Genomic DNA, 17,298 nt, shown 5'->3' with positions numbered 1-17,298 from the left:
ATATACGCGAGCCGAAGACTAAGATTAGCCGGAAACTGAAATGTCGACGATGTGACAGTACTTTCCGATATTGCTCTCGGGGATGATCAACGGTTGCAACGTCGTAGGATCGTTGTCGACCGTCCAAACGGCGCGCACCTCGCCCTGCCTCTTGTACTCAATGCCCTTCAGATATGCCGCGTGCAAGCCGAGGTTTTGCCTGCTCCACTCTTCCGAGCGGGTGGAGTATGTGACGGGAGCGACGCCAATTAGCTGAACGGCGGTCAGCGAAGACACCGCAGCGTGAAGAGCCTTGAAAAAACCATCTACGTCGAATATCTCAACGCATGTGTCTGCGCCGTCAAGTCCTGACATCGCTTCCTCGGACATATCCGTTGAGCAACACCAAATGTACGCATTTGGATGATCAATCCCCCTGACTATCGTCACGTCAGAAAAGGTGACGGACGCGCCTCCGGTAACCTTGATCACTCCCAGTTCGTTAAGAGCTTCGCCTGATGGAGTGCCGTGCGCAAATGTTTCTGCCTCAACAAACGAAGCGCGAAGCTCCTTGCGCCCTTCGTTAGCGTCTGCGATTCCTGGGCCGAGTTCCAGCCGCCGAAAATCATGGAGAGTGCCGATTTGGGTATTGCCGACGCCAACCAGCGACTCGGCGTAGCGTCGGGGCAGATATTTATAAAGCACCTTCGGCAGCGGAGCAGGCGTCGTAAGCTGACGTTTCACCGGGCTTCTTTGGTTCTGGCTCGACATAGCGGCGCCCGCGGCTCGCGCGCCCGCGAACCTGCGGTTCAGAATATCGACCGCCATTTCAACCGCCGTCGGACGCCCTTTCTTACTGTCCTTTTCCATCCCGCTGCCCCTCGCGATACATGCCGTAATGTACGTCCTTAAAAAGCTCGGGGTTCCGCCGCTGAAACGTTCGCAAGGTCTCATGCGCTATTTGGCGGATCGTCGCGTCAATCGCACCTATGAGCGAGACTTGGCCGAGCGGGCCATCCATCCACCAACCAAGTGCGTTGCCGCGAGAGAGGTAGTGATACGCGGCGGTAAGGCCCGTGTCGACGTGACTTCCGCCATCCTCGTTCGCCATCCAGCACACTAACTGCCGGCGGGAAAACTTCGCTCTGTTCGTGTCTCTGATGGCGGGATGTATATTCCACCAATCCGCGAACCTAACCAGCTTGCGGCCGTTGCCGTCAAGGACTGGCATGGAGCGCATCGTCGGCGGCACCTTGCCGAAGTCTATCTGGACCGACATGAGCCCAGAGTATGTGGTCAACGAGGTCTCAGAGTAGCTCGCCGCAGTGTCGAAGAACCGACTTTGCGTGGCACCTATCTGCGCGACCAACGAAACGTTGTTTTGCCCGCTCGAGTTCAGCAAGACGCGCAGGCCTTGCGCGACTCGAATAATTTCATCCCGGTCACCATCGTCGTAGTCACGGCAGGATTTCGACAACAGATTCAACTGTGCCCGAAGCGCGTCCAAGGTCTCAGCTCGCGAGCGTTGAATGCGCGGCGCCTTCTTCTTGGCCATATTCAGCCGCCTTTTGACGTGTTGCCGCTCGCGCGAGAGCGGGACGCGGCCGGTTGGAGCTGGTCACTCAGCACATCATCGAATACGGCAGCCATCAACGATCCGGGCGCGTTCGGCACCGTATCAGATTTCAGGACTTCGCCGGCGACGATAACCTTGGTCTTGATGTACTCGCATGGAGACTTGCACTCCATCAGATAGATGGCGCCGGAATCATTCGGCGTCTCAACCGTGTACACGCCGTGCTTTTCGCCGCGATATCGGACCATAACAAGGGCCTTCGTCGCCACTCCCTGGTTGCGCTCCGCGTCGCTGATCGCAGGCTGATAGCCGTAGAGATCACCATCGCGCATGACGTAGTTGTGGGTCGGGAGTTGTGGAGCCGGTGGTTCTGCACGCCGCTCGGGGTCCGCCGGCGTCGACTTAGGATTCTCTTCGGTGCTCGCTGCAGGCTGGTCACCCCCTGCGTCCTTTGACGGCTGCGAGCTACCTACCAGCGCGCCGCCGGCGATGCCGAAGATCAAGAACGACAGCGTGCAACTCCAAAGGACTTTTAACCGGGGGACCGGCGGCTTGCCCTTTGGTGATACAACTTTGGGGGAAATGAAGCCAATAACCCCAACTGGCAGCATCAGCACCGCCAAGAAAATCAGCACGCCCCCGACGATTTCCATCCCTTCCCCCGATCGCAAGTCGATGCATTTTGGCGACGTGTCGCCGCCCGTTTTCGGTTTATTATTACTGCGCGAAAGATTCTGGCCCTATACGGCTTCAAGCGCAACGATGGCGAGAAGCGCAAATGTTCCCCAAGATCGAAACGCGCCGACTACTGAACCAGTTGCGAAGCAGCAACAGTTTGGGGGTTGCACTGGGGGTTTTTCAAAAGCCATCAACCTTAAAGATCTCAATAAATCCGTAACTTATATAACCCATCTGGTTGACGCCGCCTCCACCACATATTTTCCCGGCAGCGTCTACGCTGCCCCGAGACCCGCGATAGCCCAGGCTACGCGGGTTTTTTGTTGCGCATCGCCATTGCGCGGCAGGCCCCTCGGGATAAGCCAGACATCGTCCGCCCCCTTTTCAACCTTTTCTGATAGCCAGCTTCACGCGGCATAGCGTGAAATCCTGAAACACCGGGCAGTTTCGACGGTTCGACATTCACATAGCATAACTAAACATTACTAACGAAAGAAACAGACATGAGACACATAGACGAACGCTCGATGGCCCGGCTCGGCGACACCACCAGTCACGGCGGAAAGATCGTCGAGGCAGCGTTGGATCTGACAGACGAAGGCGTCCGCGTCGCACTCGACGGCCATCTCGTCGCGTGCCCTCGCTGCGGCGGCAAATATCCCATCATCGCCAGCGGCAGACGCCGGCACGATGGTCTGCGTGTGGCATACCTCGGCGACATCACGACATGCGGCGCGACGCTGATCCGAACCTGACCGGTTGCACGATCTGGCGCGCGGCTCCGCATTGTCTCCGTCAGTAACAACCGCGAGACAGACGATAGCCGCTGCCGCCCCACAACGCATGGAATATCGCGGCTCGCAATCCGTTTAACCCATGCGCACGCAATTACAGCGTGCGCATGCCGACCGATTGCATAAACTCCATATACAACGTCAGAACAGGAGCCGCATCATGCGCAAGACTCTCCTTCTCATCGCCGCGCTCGCCGTTCAGCAGACTGCCTTCGCTGCGCCGCCGAAAACCATGGACGGACGTTTCGTCGATGACCAAGGCAGAACGCTCTACACCTTCGACAAGGACACGACACCCGGAAAAAGCGCCTGCACAGGCGGTTGCACGACGTACTGGCCCGCCGCCGCCGCCGACTCGGCTGACAAGCCCTCGGGCGACTGGACCCTGATCGACGACGGGGATGGCAAGAAACAATGGGCTTACAAAGGAAAGCCGCTCTATCGCTTTGCCAAGGATGAAAAGCCTGGCGACATGAAGGGCGAGGGCTTCAAGGATATGTGGCATACAGCGAAGCCGTAATCACAAGCCTTTCCGTCAGCACGCAACGCGCGGCAAAGCGGCCGCCGCCGAAATCCTGAACGGTTATTGATCCTCGGGGCACTTCAGGTTGCAGCCGTTCGGATCGCCGTTGTCGCCGCGCTTGCGCATTTTGGTGGGCTTGTCGCCCTGGAACTTCTTCGACGGAGCCGATGCGCCGAACGGCATCTGCGGATGCTCGTTCAGACGAAACTCGTCGTTCAGGATGCCGCCCGGTACGCCGGGCGAATTCTGCGCGAACGCAACAGACATCGTGGCAAACAACGTGCCGGCGGTGAGCGCGGCTGCACAAGCGGAAGCAAGATATTTCATGTCGATTCGGCGTGGCACAAGCGCCGCGCAAATGAGGCTGAGTAAAGAAAGCGTAGAGATTAGCGCAAAGCGAGCAGCGACGCAGCCTCCATGGCTTTACGCTCCGTTACCGTCGCCTGCCCGCGTCGCGAAAGCCCGTCCGCCTCACCCGCCGCCCTACCCCGCGAGACCTTCGTCCAGTCCGAGCAGCCTGCCGCAATCGACGGGATCGTAGCCTTCCAGATGCGCGACGCTCTGCCGGAACGTGTCGCCGCCCAGCACCGTCATGACCGTCGCCAGCGGCTCGCGTTCTAGCCGCGCGCGATCGCACGCAAAGTAATAGTCCTCGTCGACGATCGGAATGAAATCGAGCCCGAAGTGATGCGCGGCCGGTTCGACGCCGAACCCGACGTCCGCCATCCCACTCGCGACGAACGCCGCGATCGCCGAATGCGTCAGCTCCGTCGATGCATAGCCGTTGATCCGGTCCGGATCGACGCCCACGCGCCGAAGCGCCAGATCGATCAGCATGCGCGTGCCCGACCCGTGCTGCCGGTTGACGAAGCGAATGTCGTCGCGCGCGAGGTCGGTCAACCCTTCGATGCGTTTCGGGTTCCCCTTCGCGAGAAAGAGCCCCTGCTTGCGCCGCGTCAGATGCACGAGCACGTGACGTTGCGGATCGAGCCACTGGCGATACTTGTCCGCGCACACCGCGCGAAACTCGCCGCGCGGCAGGTGGAAGCCCGCCAGATCGCACTCGCCGCGCGCGAGCGCCGTGATCGCTTCGGCACTGTCGCGATACTTGATGTCGAGCGGCACGTCATCGGCGACGAGCGCCGTCACGAGCGCGGCCACCGCGTAACCATGCGATGCATGGATGCGCACGTCATCGGCAGGCGGCGCGAGCCAGCGGTTCAGATCGCTCGCGACCTCGCTCGCCAGAGCCTGCATGTTGCCGTCCAGCCGCTCGCCGCAAAGTCGTTGCGCGCGCAACACCGCCTGCCCCAATTCCGATAGTGCAGAGCCGCGCCCGCGTTCCTTTTCGATCAGCGCGCCGCCCAGCTGCGTCTCGATTGCGCGCAGCAAGCCCCACGCATGACGGTAGGACAAACCCTTAAGCGCGGCGGCCTGCGCGATGCTCCCCGTCTGGTCCACGAGCGCGAGCAGCGGCACAGCGTCAGTCAGGCTGGACGTTCCGCCGTTGCTGTCCCGCACAATCAGCTGCGCCTGGCATTCGATTCGAATCATATATGCAGTTGGAGTTCCTATTGCGAAAGCCGGTACACCCGCCTATCGTTCGCATTGATATATCAAACAAGCCAAGCATAGATGCACGGCCTATGAATAACAAGTGCATATATAGCCTTTGGAGGAGCCCCACTGTGGAACGTTCGACCGCCATAGCACCAGATGACCTCGTGCGACGTCATGCACAACCCGGCATGTCGCTGGTTGCTGTACTACATGCCATTCAGGATGACGTCGGCTTCGTGCCGCCCGCGACCGTCGCGCCGCTCGCGCGGACGATGAACCTCTCGCGTGCGGAAGTCCACGGCGTGATTACCTATTACCACCACTTCCGCCAATCGCCCGCGGCGCCCGTCACGGTGCAGCTGTGCCGCGCGGAAGCGTGCCGCAGCATGGGCACGGAAGCGCTCGCGCAGCATATCGAAGCACGCACCGGCTGCCGCTTCGACGCGCGCAAGCATGATTCACACGATCACGCGTGCGATGGCGCCGTCGGCCTCGAATCGGTCTACTGCCTCGGTCAATGCGCGCTGTCACCGGCGATGATGATCAACGGCGAACTGCACGCGAAAGTGACGCCGCAGAAATTCGACGCGCTGCTCGCAGCCGCCATGAAACGCGTGGAGGAAACGGTATGACGCGCATTTACGTTCCCCGCGACTCGTCGGCACTGGCGCTCGGCGCGGACGCCATCGCCCGGGCCATCGCCGACGAAGCGCAAGCACGCGGCATCGAAATCGAACTCGTGCGCAACGGCACACGCGGCTTGCTGTACCTCGAACCGCTCATCGAAGTGGCGACGCCCGAAGGTCGCATCGGTTACGCCAATGTCGAAGCCGACGACGTGAAGTCGCTGTTCGACGCCGGCTTTGTCGACGGCAAGGCGCACGCGAAGCATGTCGGCCTCGTCGAAGAGATTCCTTATCTGAAGAAGCAGCAGCGCCTGACGTTCGCGCGCATCGGCATCACCGATCCGCTTTCGACGGATGACTACATCGCGAACGGCGGCATCGTCGGCCTGTACAACGCGCTTGCGATGAGCGGCGACGCAGCCGTCGAAGCGCTCGTCGAATCCGGCCTGCGCGGCCGCGGCGGCGCCGCGTTCCCGGCGGGCATAAAGTGGCGCACGGTGCGCGCCGCGAAAGCGGACCAGAAGTACATCGTCTGCAACGCGGACGAAGGTGACTCAGGGACCTTCTCCGACCGCCTCGTGATGGAAAGCGATCCGTTCGTGCTGATCGAAGGGATGATCATCGCGGGCATCGTGACGGGCGCGACGGTCGGCCATATTTATGTGCGCAGCGAGTATCCGCATTCGATCGCGACGCTCGAAGAAGCCATCGTCAAGGCACGCGCGGCCGGCTGGCTCGGCGACAGCGTGCTCGGCTCGGCGCATCGCTTCGAGCTGTTCGTCGCGAAGGGCGCGGGCGCCTATGTGTGCGGCGAGGAAACGGCGCTGCTCGAATCGCTCGAAGGCAAGCGCGGCATCGTGCGCGCGAAGCCGCCGCTGCCCGCGATCGAAGGCCTGTTCGGCAAGCCGACGGTGATCAACAACGTGATCACGCTCGCCACCGTACCCATCATCTTCGCGAAGGGCGCAGCGTACTACAAGGACTTCGGAATGGGCCGCTCGCGCGGCACGCTGCCGTTCCAGATCGCGGGCAACGTGAAGCGCGGCGGTCTCGTCGAGCTTGCGTTCGGCTGCACGCTGCGCGAGCTGATGTTCGACTACGGCGGCGGCACGGCGAGCGGCCGTCCGGCGCGCGCGGTGCAGGTCGGCGGTCCGCTCGGCACGTATCTGCCCGAAAGCCAGTGGGACATCCCGCTCGACTACGAGGAATACGCGAAGGTCGGCGCCGTCGTCGGTCACGGCGGTCTCGTGATTCACGACGACACATCGAATCTCGCCGAGCTTGCGCAATACGCGATGCACTTCTGCGCGCTCGAATCGTGCGGCAAGTGCACGCCGTGCCGGATCGGCTCGACGCGCGGCGTCGAAGTGATCCAGCGCATCCGCAACGGCGACACGTCGACGAAGCAGGTGCAGTTACTGCGCGATCTGTGCGACACGATGGTGTCCGGTTCGCTGTGCGCGATGGGCGGCATGACGCCGTTCCCGGTCGTCTCCGCCCTCGACCATTTCCCCGAAGACTTCGGTCTCGGAACCGCGACGCCGAAACAGGCGGCGTAACAGGGAGCCCAACATGTCTGATCCGATCACCTTCAAGTCCGGCGGCTGCGGCTCCGGCAACTGTGCCTGCAAGGCGGGCGCGCTGCGCAACGAGCGCGGTCCGTTCGACGATACCGACTACGGCACGCCGCTGCGCCACTCCGACGTCGACGTGACGCTCGAAATCGACGGCCAGGCGATCACGGTGCCCTCGGGCACGTCGGTGATGCGCGCCGCCACCGAAGCGGGCGTCAACATCCCGAAGCTGTGCGCGACCGATTCGCTCGAACCGTTCGGCTCGTGCCGTCTGTGTCTCGTCGAAATCGAAGGACGGCGCGGCTATCCCGCGTCGTGCACGACGCCTGTCGAAGCGGGCATGAAGGTGCGTACGCAGACCGATCGTTTGCAAGACCTGCGCCGCAACGTGATGGAGCTGTACATCTCCGATCACCCGCTCGACTGCCTGACCTGCCCCGCCAACGGCAACTGCGAGCTGCAGGACATGGCGGGCGTGACGGGCCTGCGCGAAGTGCGCTACGGCTTCGACGGCGCGAATCACCTGAAGGACCAGAAGGACGAGTCGAATCCGTACTTCACGTACGATCCGTCGAAGTGCATCGTCTGCAACCGCTGCGTGCGCGCATGCGAAGAGACGCAAGGCACGTTCGCGCTGACCATCACCGGACGCGGCTTCGAATCGCGCGTCGCCGCGAGCGAAAGCCAGCCGTTCATGGAATCCGAGTGCGTATCGTGCGGCGCGTGCGTCGCCGCATGCCCGACGGCGACGCTGCAAGAGAAGAGCATCGTGATGATGGGCCAGGCCGAGCACTCCGTCGTGACGACGTGCGCGTACTGCGGCGTCGGCTGCTCGTTCAAGGCCGAGATGAAGGGCAACCAGGTCGTGCGGATGGTGCCGCACAAGAACGGCCAGGCGAACGAAGGCCACGCGTGCGTGAAGGGACGCTTCGCATGGGGCTACGCGACGCACAAGGACCGCATCAAGAAGCCGATGATCCGCGCGAAGATCACCGATCCGTGGCGCGAGGTCAGCTGGGAAGAAGCGCTGAGCTACGCGGCGTCGGAGTTCCGCCGCATCCAGCAGAAGTACGGCCGCGATTCGATCGGCGGCATCACGTCGTCGCGCTGCACGAACGAAGAAACGTATCTGGTGCAAAAGCTCGTGCGTGCCGCGTTCGGCAACAACAACGTCGACACCTGCGCGCGCGTGTGCCACTCGCCGACGGGCTACGGCCTGAAGACGACGCTCGGTGAATCGGCGGGCACGCAGACCTTCGCGTCCGTCGACAAGTCCGACGTCATCATCGTGATCGGCGCGAATCCGACCGACGGCCACCCGGTGTTCGGCTCGCGTCTGAAGCGCCGCGTGCGTCAGGGCGCGAAGCTGATCGTCATCGACCCGCGCCGCATCGATATCGTCGACACCGCGCACGTGAAAGCCTCGCACCATCTGCAATTGCGTCCGGGCACGAACGTCGCGATCGTCACGTCGCTTGCGCACGTGATCGTCACGGAAGGCCTGCTGAACGAGAAGTTCATCGCCGAGCGCTGCGAGACGCGCGCGTTCCAGCAATGGCGCGATTTCGTCGCGCTGCCGGAAAACTCGCCGGAGATGATGGAAAGCGTGACGGGCGTGCCGGCGCAAGACGTGCGCGAAGCCGCGCGGCTCTATGCGACGGGCGGCAACGCAGCGATCTATTACGGCCTCGGCGTGACGGAACACGCGCAAGGCTCGACGACCGTGATGGGCATCGCGAACCTTGCGATGGCGACGGGCAACATCGGCCGCGAAGGCGTCGGCGTGAATCCGCTGCGCGGCCAGAACAACGTGCAGGGCTCGTGCGACATGGGCTCGTTCCCGCACGAACTGCCGGGCTATCGCCACATCAGCGATACGATCACCCGCTCGCTCTTCGAAGGCGAATGGGGCGTGACGCTGCAGCCGGAACCGGGCCTGCGTATTCCGAACATGTTCGACGCCGCGATTCACGGCACGTTCAAGGGCCTGTACTGCCAGGGCGAAGACATCGTCCAGTCCGATCCGAACACGCAGCATGTGGGCGCGGCGCTGGAGTCGATGGAATGCATCGTCGTGCAGGACATCTTCCTGAACGAGACCGCGAAGTTCGCGCACGTGCTGCTGCCCGGCTCGACGTTCCTCGAAAAGGACGGCACCTTCACGAACGCCGAGCGCCGCATTTCGCGCGTGCGCAAGGTGATGCCGCCGCTCGCCGGCTACTCGGACTGGGAAGTGACGATCCTGCTGTCGCGCGCGCTCGGCTACGAGATGGACTACACGCATCCTTCGCAGATCATGGATGAGATCGCGCGCCTCACGCCGACTTTCCACGGCGTGTCGTTCGAGAAGATCGACAAGCTGGGCAGCATCCAGTGGCCGTGCAACGAACACGCGCCGGAAGGCACGCCGACGATGCACATCGACGAGTTCGTGCGCGGCAAGGGCAAGTTCGTGATCACGCGGTACGTCGCGTCGCCGGAAAAGGTCACGCAGAAGTTCCCGCTGATCCTGACGACGGGCCGCATCCTGTCGCAGTACAACGTCGGCGCGCAGACACGCCGCACGGAGAACTCGCGCTGGCACGAAGAGGACCGCCTGGAAATCCATCCGCAAGACGCCGAAGACCGCGGCATCAAGGACGCCGACTGGGTCGGCATCGAATCGCGCGCGGGTTACACGGTGCTGCGCGCGAAGGTGTCGGACCGGATGCAGCCGGGCGTGGTCTATACGACGTTCCACTTCCCCGAATCGGGCGCGAACGTGATCACGACGGAAAGCTCCGACTGGGCGACCAACTGCCCCGAGTACAAGGTGACAGCCGTGCAGGTGCTGCCCGTCGAGCAGCCGTCGCAATGGCAGAAGGACTACTCGCGCTTCAACAACGAACAGCTCGAACATCTGCGCAACCGCGAGCTGTCGGCTATCACATCAGGCAAGTGAGGCAACACAATGGACGTACACAACCTGGTCGACATGGCAAACCGGATCGGCGATTTCTTCGAGTCGATGCCGGATCGCGAAGAAGCGATCGACAACATCGCGGATCATATCCGCCGTTTCTGGGAGCCGCGGATGCGTCGCGCGCTGCTGGCCACGCTTCATTCGAAACCCGAAGGCGTGGAGCTGGAGTTGCATGAGATGGTCCGCGAGGCGATCGTCCGCCATCGCGAGGATCTGACGCCGAAGGAGGCAGCGGCGGCGTAGCACGCTTTCATTCACGCAGAAGCAACAGCACCTGGCGTTCGCATCGGGCACGATGCGAACGCCTTTTTTATTCGCGCGTCACTGCGCCGGCGACGGCGGCTCGTGCAACGCGCTCTTCGCGAACCACGCTTCGCAATGGCGCAGCAGTCCGTTCAGGTCGGAGCCGGGGCGGCCGCGCGCGCAGACATAGCCGTCGGGTCTCACCAGATAGAACGAAGGCCGCGTGCGACCGAACGATTCGCTGAGCGACGGGCCGCCGTCCTCGCCGTTCGCATCCGACACGCGCCAGATACGCACCGCGCCCGGCAGCAGGTCTTCGACGGCCGCGACGAAACGGTCGAGATCGGCGGCGCGCATGGGCTTGCGAGACAGCGGGAGCACCTTGCCGTTGTTCGATGCCGCATCTTCCGGCGGCTCGACGAGCAGAAAGAGTGAAAAGAACGCGGGGTCGTGAAGATCGAAAATGCAGCCGACGCCGGGCGCGCGTCCCAGCGGTCCATCGACGACATGCACCAGCGCATCGGGCGCGCGCTCGCCCGCGCGCGGACCGCCGTCGAGCACGCGTTCGAGCGTCAGCGGGCTGCGCCGGTACTGGACCGACAGCTCGCTGACGGTGAGCCGCGCGGCATCGCGCAATGGTCCGAGCGCGGCCAGCACGGGCATCACACGATCGCGCAGCAGCTTCATCGGACCATGATCCGCTTCCGCCATATGCGTGACGAAGGTCGTCTGACGCAGCACGTCGCGCTCGATGGGATGACGTTCGACGTGGTAGGTATCGAGCAGACGGTCGGGCGCGTCGCCCTTCAGCACGCGCGCAAGTTTCCAGCCAAGGTTGAACGCTTCCTGGATGCCCGTGTTCATCCCTTGTGCGCCCGCCGGACTATGTACGTGCGCTGAATCGCCGGCAAGAAACACGCGCTGCACGCGCAACTGCTCGACCATGCGGCTATTCAGGTGAAAGTAACTCGACCACGACAGCGCCGTCAGCGCGATGGGATGATGAATGCGGCTCTTCGCGATCTGCCGGCACTCGTCGAGCGTCGGCGCAGGGATCGAAGAGAGCGGCGCCGGGTTGCCGTTCGCCGATGCGTTCGATGGCATCGCGGGATGATCGGCGATCAACCGGTGCCGGCCCTTGCCCATCGGAAACAGCCCTGCAAGCCCCACGCCCGACGCGAAAATGTGGAACTCGTCGTCGGACCAGCCCGTATCGGCCTCCGCGTCGGCGAGCAGAAAAGTCTGCTCGAACGTCTTGCCCGCGAAGCTCATGCCGAGCCGATGGCGGATCGCGCTATGCGCGCCGTCGGCGGCGATCATGTACGACGGATGAAGCGTCTCGATGTGGCCGTCCGCGCGCTGCAACGTCGCGTTGATGCCCGCCGAGCCCTGCGCGAACATCGTCAGTTCGACCCCGCGTTCGACGTGCACGTCGAACGTCGCGAGATGCTCCGTCAGCAGGCGCTCCGTGATCGACTGATCGAGGAACAGCAGATACGGATAGCGCGTTTGCAGCGGATCGAAATCGAGCCGCGCAAGACGCTGCCCATTCGAATAGAGATTCGCGGCACGCGCGCGATGGCCGAGATCGAGAAACGGTTCGACGAGGCGATGCTGTTCCAGCAGTTCGAGTGTGCGCGCCTGAATGCCGATCGCGCGCGAATGGGGATCGGGCTGCAGCGCCTTGTCGATGAGCCGCACGGGCACGCGCGCGCGTGCAAGGCTCATGGCCGCCGCGAGTCCCGTCGGCCCCGCGCCGACGATCAGCACGGGCGGCGCGTCGAAGGAAGCACCCGTCATGCAGACCTCCGCTGTCGGACATGCTTGCTAGTGTACGCCGTGCCTCTGGATTGCTGCGGCCTCGGCCGACGACGCGCCGCATCAAACAGACACACGGCGCGAGGGCTCAATGCGCGCCGTGCGCCTGATCGAGCGAACAGCGATGATGCGTCGTGCCGATGTCGACCTGCAACGTCGCGTGATGCATGTCGAACTCTTCGCGCAGCGTGCAGACGATGCCGTCGATCACGTTATCGCCCGGATGCCCGTCCGGTATCACGAGATGCGCGGACAGCGCGTTGCCCGTCGTCGAGATCGCCCACACGTGCAGATCGTGCACGTCAATCACGCCCGGCTGCGCGGCAAGGTACGCGCGGATCTTCTGCACGTCGACGCCGGGCGGCACGGCGTCGAGCGCGAGGCTCACGGAATCGCGTAACAAGCCCCACGTGCCGTAGACGATCACCGCGACCACGACGATGCTCATCACCGGGTCGAGCCAGGTCCAGCCGGTGAAGAGAATCGCAAGACCGCTGATCGCGACGGCCGCGGACACAGCGGCGTCGGCTGCCATGTGCAGAAACGCGCCGCGGATGTTCAGGTCGTCTTCCTGGCCGCGCATGAAGAGCCACGCCGAGAAGCCGTTCACGACCATGCCGACGGCGGCGACGATGAACACGTCGAGACCCGCGACGGGCGCGGGATGAATCAGACGTCCGACCGCTTCCGCGACGATCACGCCGCACGCGAAGAGCAGCAGTCCGGCGTTGAGCAGGCTCGCGAGAATCGACGAGCCGCCGAGGCCGAACGTGAAGCGCGCCGACGGCCGGCGCGTCGCGAGCCACGTCGCGCCCCACGCGAGCAAAAGGCCCAGCACGTCCGAGAGATTGTGGCCGGCATCGGCGAGCAGCGCCGTCGAGTTGGCGAGCACGCCATAGACGGCTTGCACGACGACGATGAACACGTTCAGCGCGACGGCGAGCGCAAATGCGCGTCCATGTCCCGCGACGGGCGCGTGGTGATGGTGATGATGGCTGTGGCCGTGATGATGCGCGTCCGATGCATCGCGGTCATCCGCGTGCGCATGGTCGTGATCGTGGTCGTGATCACGCTGATGCGCGTGCGCTGCACGGTCATCGCCCGCGTGATCGCAAGCGTCCGTATGCGCGTGCGCGCCGGGCCGATGCTTCGCCGCCGTGGTGTTTGTGTTCGTGTTGGTGTTGTATTTCATGCGTGGTCCTGCGCGAGATCGACGGCCGGTTCGCCGACAGAATCGTTGAGAGGTTCGGCGACGTGTTCGAGCATGTCCGCCAGCATGCCGCTGATGTGGCGATCCGCTGCCACGTAAAACACCTGCTTGCCCTGCCGCTCCGCGCGCACGATACGCGCCGCGCGCAACAGCCGCAGATGATGGCTCACGAGCGAAGGCGACAGCTTCAACGACTCAGCGATCGCGCCGACCGCGCGGCGCTCGTCGACGCACGCGAGCACGATGCGCAGACGCGTCGGGTCGCCCAGCAGACGGAACAGATCGGCGATCTGAACAACACGGTCGTCGGCATTGAAAGAGACAACGGCTGACATGATTTCGACATACATATGAACACTTGTTCATATGTTATTGAGCAACACTCGCCGCGTCAAGTCTGAGGTGCGCGCGCCGAGTGTGGGAAAATGCGCGTTTTCCCGCATCGCCCCACCGCCTCCGTCATGCAACCCCTTTTCGATCGCGCGTACAGCGCGCATCGTGACGGCCGGCTCGACGACGCAGAGCGCGGCTATCGCGCGACGCTCGAACTCGATCCTGCTCACGTCGACGCGCTGCATCTGCTCGGCGTGCTGCGCCACCAGCAAGGCCAGCACGAAGAAGCGGCCGACCTCGTGCGCCGTGCCGCTGATCTGCGTCCGCAAGACGCCGCGCTGCAGCTGAACCTCGGCAATGCGCTGAAGGCGCTCGGCCAGCTGGACAAGGCAATCGAGCGCTTTCGCAATGCGCTGACGCTCGCGCCCGCGTTCGCGATCGCGCACTACAACCTCGGCAACGCGTATGCGCTCGCGGGCCGCCATGAAGATGCCGTCGACGCCTTCCAGAAATCCTTGCGCCTCCAGCCGACGGACGCGTCGTCGCACGTCAATCTCGGCAACGCGCTGCATGCGCTCGGACGCCATCGCGAAGCCGTCGACTCGTTACGGCGCGCGCTCGAACTGCGGCCGGGCCACGCGGGCGCGCACAACAACCTCGGCATGGCGCTCAATGCGCTCGGCTCGGCCGACGAAGCGATCGTGCATTTCCGCGCGGCGCTCAAAGCGGAGCCGCGCTTCGTCGCCGCGCAGTTCAATCTCGGCAATACGCTCGACGCGACGGGCCGGCACCAGGAAGCCGTCGCCGCGTTCGAGGCCGCGCTCGGGCTCCAGGCCAATCTGCCGCCCGCGCTCTTTGGGCTTGGCAACGCGCTGGCCGCGCTCGGCCGGCACGAAGAGGCACTGCCGCGTTTCGAGCGCGCGGTCGGCCTCGACCCCACGTTCGCGCTCGCGTGGCTGAGCCTGGGCGCCGCGCATCATGCGCTCGGCGCGCACGAGGCCGCGATTCGCGCGTTCGATCAGGCGCTGCGTCTGCGGCCCGATCTCGCCATCGCGCATATGAACCGTGGCGTGACGCTGCTTACGCTCGGCAATTTCAAGCGCGGCCTGCCCGAATACGAATGGCGTCTGGAGAACGCCGCGCAGTCGCCGAACGCGGCTGCGCTGCCGCGCTGGAACGGCGAGCCGATCGCCGGGCGCACGCTCTTCGTCCACGCGGAACAGGGCTTCGGCGATACGCTGCAATTCGCGCGCTTCGTCGACATTGCCGCGCAGCGCGCCGCGCATGTGGTGCTCGAAGTGCAGCCGCAGCTCGTCTCGCTGCTCGCGCCCGCTGCGCAGCAATGGCGCGTCACGTTGATCGCGCAAGGCGCGAAGCGTCCGCATGCCGACTTGCAGTGTCCGTTGTTGAGCCTGCCGCTCGCGCTCGGCACCGATTTCGACGCGATTCCGGCGCGCGCGCCTTATCTGAATGTGCCCGCTGCGTCGCGTCGCGCATGGCGCGGTTCGCTCGGCGGACACGCGAAGCGCAAGATCGGGCTCGCGTGGTCAGGGCGCGCGCAGCGCCAGGAAAACCGCTCATTGCCGCTCGATGCACTCGAACCGCTGTTCGCGCTCGACGGCATCGACTGGATCGTGGTCCAGCCTGCGCTCAGCGACGACGAGCGCGCCGTGCTCGATGCGCATCCGCGCGCGAAGAACATTCATCGCTTCGATGCGCGCATCCACGACTTCGCGGATACTGCAGCGATCATCGAGCGGCTCGACGGCGTGGTGTCGGTCGATACGTCGATTGCGCATCTGGCGGGCGCGCTGAACCGGCCGCTGTGGCTGATGCTGCCCTTCGCCGCCGACTGGCGCTGGTTTGTCGGCGACACGCGCAGCCCGTGGTATCCGTCGGCGCGTCTCGTGCGGCAGCCACGGCCGGGCGCGTGGGCGGATGTCGTCGAAGAAGTGGCGGCCGCGTTGCGCAGTTGATCGCGCGGCAGTGCCTTCGCCGACGATCCAATGAAAAACCCCCGCCAGCGTGCGGGGGTTTTGTTTTTGGCGAAACAGCCGGCCGGGCGAAAAGCGCTTACGCCGCCCGGTACTGGTTGCGTGCTTCCGGCGTGCGGTACAGCACGAGCGTCGCGATCAGCCCGCAGACGGCCGCCACGCTCATCCACAGGCCGGGCGCCGCCTTGTTGCCTGTCGTATGAATCAGATAGGTCGCGATCGCGGGTGTGAAGCCGCCGATCGTCGTCGCGAGACTGTACGCCAGCGAGAAGCCCGCCGTGCGCACGTCCGACGGCATCACTTCCGTCAGCGCGACGACCATGCCGCCGTTGTAGCAGCCATACAGGAACGACAGCCACAGCTCGACCACCAGCAGGCGCGCAAACGACGGATCGGCGACGAGCCACTGCACGGCCGGATACGACGTGAGAATCGTCAGGATCGTGAACGTCAGCAGCACCGGGCGACGGCCGATGCGGTCCGAGATCGCGCCCGACACGGGCAGCCAGATCAGGTTTGACACGCCGATGCAGACGGTCACGATCAGCGTATCGATCGCCGAGAGCTTCAGCACTTCCTTGCCGAAGGTCGGCGTGTACGCGGTGATCATGTAGAACGATACCGTCGTCATGACGACCATGCCCATGCCGCCGAGCACGATGCCCCAGTTCTGGACCATCGAGGCGAAGATTTCGCCGACGGACGGACGATGCTTCTTCGCGAGAAACTCGTCCGTTTCCTTCAGCGAGCGGCGGATCAGGAACAGGAACGGCACGATCAGGCAGCCGATCAGGAACGGTACGCGCCAGCCCCACGCGGTCATCTGGTCGGCGGGCAGGAGGCGGTTCAGGAATACGCCGATCAGCGCGGCGAACACGACGGCCACCTGCTGGCTGCCCGACTGCCACGAACAATAGAAGCCCTTGTTGCCCTTCGTCGCGATCTCCGACAGATACACCGACACGCCGCCCAGCTCGACGCCCGCCGAGAAGCCCTGCAACAGCCGGCCGAGCAGCACGAGCGCGGGCGCGAGCACGCCGATCGTCGCGTAGCCCGGAACCGCGGCCACCGTCAGCGTGCCGAGCGCCATCAGCGACAGCGTGAGGATCAGGCCCTTGCGCCGGCCGTGATGGTCGATGTAAGCGCCGAGCACGATCGCGCCCAGCGGACGCATCAGGAAGCCCGCGCCGAACACCGATAGCGAAAGCATCAGCGAGGCGAATTCATTGCCGCCCGGAAAGTACGTCTTCGCGATCGCACTGGCGTAGTAGCCGTAGACCATGAAGTCGTACATTTCGAGGAAGTTGCCGCTGACGACGCGGAATACGGTACGGGCCTTGGATTCGCCCGTCGATGCGTGGGCATGGGATGCTGTTGCCATGTCAATCTCGGTATTGGCCCGCAACCTGCGCGACGCAGGTGACGCGG

General features: G+C 63.9%; 16 protein-coding genes. 7 read left to right on the top strand and 9 right to left on the bottom strand.

Annotated features, from left to right (window positions below; genetic code table 11):
• Positions 1-24 precede the first annotated feature (24 nt).
• From AABE10_RS08125 to AABE10_RS08115, 3 genes are read right to left on the bottom strand one after another with little or no spacing between them, the layout of a single operon-like run.
• A complete protein-coding gene (locus tag AABE10_RS08125; protein ID WP_342932756.1) occupies positions 25-849 on the bottom strand; it encodes a hypothetical protein in 825 nt (274 codons plus the stop codon).
• The gene (locus tag AABE10_RS08120; RefSeq protein WP_342932755.1) at positions 833-1,534 is read right to left on the bottom strand and encodes a hypothetical protein; all 702 of its coding nucleotides are present in this window, start codon (positions 1,532-1,534) and stop codon (positions 833-835) included. Before AABE10_RS08120 ends, AABE10_RS08125 begins: the two co-directional genes overlap by 17 nt.
• A gap of 2 nt (positions 1,535-1,536) precedes the next feature.
• The gene (locus tag AABE10_RS08115) at positions 1,537-2,208 is read right to left on the bottom strand and encodes a hypothetical protein (RefSeq protein ID WP_342932754.1); all 672 of its coding nucleotides are present in this window, start codon (positions 2,206-2,208) and stop codon (positions 1,537-1,539) included.
• Between the two features lie 552 nt (positions 2,209-2,760).
• On the opposite strand from AABE10_RS08115, the gene AABE10_RS08110 reads away from it, so the two are divergent.
• Together AABE10_RS08110 and AABE10_RS08105 are read left to right on the top strand one after the other, a co-directional pair.
• Positions 2,761-2,988 (top strand): PAAR domain-containing protein, encoded by a 228-nt coding sequence (locus AABE10_RS08110; RefSeq protein ID WP_321574485.1) that lies wholly within the window; start codon positions 2,761-2,763, stop codon positions 2,986-2,988.
• Between the two features lie 199 nt (positions 2,989-3,187).
• A complete protein-coding gene (locus AABE10_RS08105) occupies positions 3,188-3,547 on the top strand; it encodes a hypothetical protein (protein ID WP_342932752.1) in 360 nt (119 codons plus the stop codon).
• Between the two features lie 63 nt (positions 3,548-3,610).
• Here AABE10_RS08105 and AABE10_RS08100 read toward each other — a convergent pair whose 3' ends face one another.
• Entirely contained in the window at positions 3,611-3,877 is a 267-nt protein-coding gene (locus AABE10_RS08100) for a hypothetical protein (protein ID WP_342932751.1), read from the bottom strand.
• A gap of 156 nt (positions 3,878-4,033) precedes the next feature.
• On the bottom strand, positions 4,034-5,104 hold the full coding sequence (locus tag AABE10_RS08095) for a substrate-binding domain-containing protein (RefSeq protein ID WP_342932750.1): 1,071 nt from the start codon (positions 5,102-5,104) through the stop codon (positions 4,034-4,036).
• Positions 5,105-5,196: 92 nt separating this feature from the next.
• On the opposite strand from AABE10_RS08095, the gene AABE10_RS08090 reads away from it, so the two are divergent.
• From AABE10_RS08090 to AABE10_RS08075, 4 genes are read left to right on the top strand one after another with little or no spacing between them, the layout of a single operon-like run.
• On the top strand, positions 5,197-5,742 hold the full coding sequence (locus AABE10_RS08090; protein WP_428983290.1) for an NAD(P)H-dependent oxidoreductase subunit E: 546 nt from the start codon (positions 5,197-5,199) through the stop codon (positions 5,740-5,742).
• Complete coding sequence (locus tag AABE10_RS08085; protein ID WP_342932748.1) at positions 5,739-7,295, top strand: formate dehydrogenase beta subunit; 1,557 nt, start codon at positions 5,739-5,741, stop codon at positions 7,293-7,295. Before AABE10_RS08090 ends, AABE10_RS08085 begins: the two co-directional genes overlap by 4 nt.
• Positions 7,296-7,308: 13 nt before the next feature.
• Entirely contained in the window at positions 7,309-10,251 is a 2,943-nt protein-coding gene (gene fdhF / locus AABE10_RS08080; protein ID WP_342932747.1) for a formate dehydrogenase subunit alpha, read from the top strand.
• Between the two features lie 9 nt (positions 10,252-10,260).
• Complete coding sequence (locus AABE10_RS08075; RefSeq protein WP_342932746.1) at positions 10,261-10,515, top strand: formate dehydrogenase subunit delta; 255 nt, start codon at positions 10,261-10,263, stop codon at positions 10,513-10,515.
• A 78-nt stretch (positions 10,516-10,593) separates the two neighbouring features.
• Here the strand turns inward: AABE10_RS08075 and AABE10_RS08070 are convergent, their stop codons facing one another.
• The 3 genes from AABE10_RS08070 to AABE10_RS08060 all read right to left on the bottom strand — a co-directional run bounded on the left by AABE10_RS08070 (position 10,594) and on the right by AABE10_RS08060 (position 13,878).
• A complete protein-coding gene (locus AABE10_RS08070) occupies positions 10,594-12,315 on the bottom strand; it encodes an FAD-dependent monooxygenase (RefSeq protein ID WP_342932745.1) in 1,722 nt (573 codons plus the stop codon).
• Between the two features lie 106 nt (positions 12,316-12,421).
• Positions 12,422-13,525, bottom strand: a complete 1,104-nt coding sequence (locus tag AABE10_RS08065) for a cation diffusion facilitator family transporter (RefSeq protein ID WP_342932744.1) — start codon at positions 13,523-13,525, stop codon at positions 12,422-12,424.
• Positions 13,522-13,878, bottom strand: coding sequence for an ArsR/SmtB family transcription factor (locus AABE10_RS08060; protein ID WP_152760774.1), 357 nt, complete (start codon positions 13,876-13,878; stop codon positions 13,522-13,524). Before AABE10_RS08060 ends, AABE10_RS08065 begins: the two co-directional genes overlap by 4 nt.
• Positions 13,879-14,004: 126 nt before the next feature.
• Between AABE10_RS08060 and AABE10_RS08055 the strand changes: the two genes are divergently transcribed.
• Positions 14,005-15,852, top strand: coding sequence for a tetratricopeptide repeat protein (locus AABE10_RS08055; protein ID WP_342932743.1), 1,848 nt, complete (start codon positions 14,005-14,007; stop codon positions 15,850-15,852).
• A 97-nt stretch (positions 15,853-15,949) separates the two neighbouring features.
• Here the strand turns inward: AABE10_RS08055 and AABE10_RS08050 are convergent, their stop codons facing one another.
• Positions 15,950-17,251 carry an MFS transporter gene (locus AABE10_RS08050; protein WP_342932742.1) on the bottom strand — a complete coding sequence of 434 codons (1,302 nt, stop codon included), beginning with the start codon at positions 17,249-17,251 and terminating at the stop codon, positions 15,950-15,952.
• Positions 17,252-17,298 lie beyond the last annotated feature (47 nt).

Source organism: Paraburkholderia diazotrophica, assembly GCF_038900755.1.
Lineage (GTDB): Bacteria > Pseudomonadota > Gammaproteobacteria > Burkholderiales > Burkholderiaceae > Paraburkholderia > Paraburkholderia diazotrophica_A.
Note: the sequence above shows the minus strand (reverse complement) of the source record. Positions and strands in the feature narration are given on the sequence as shown.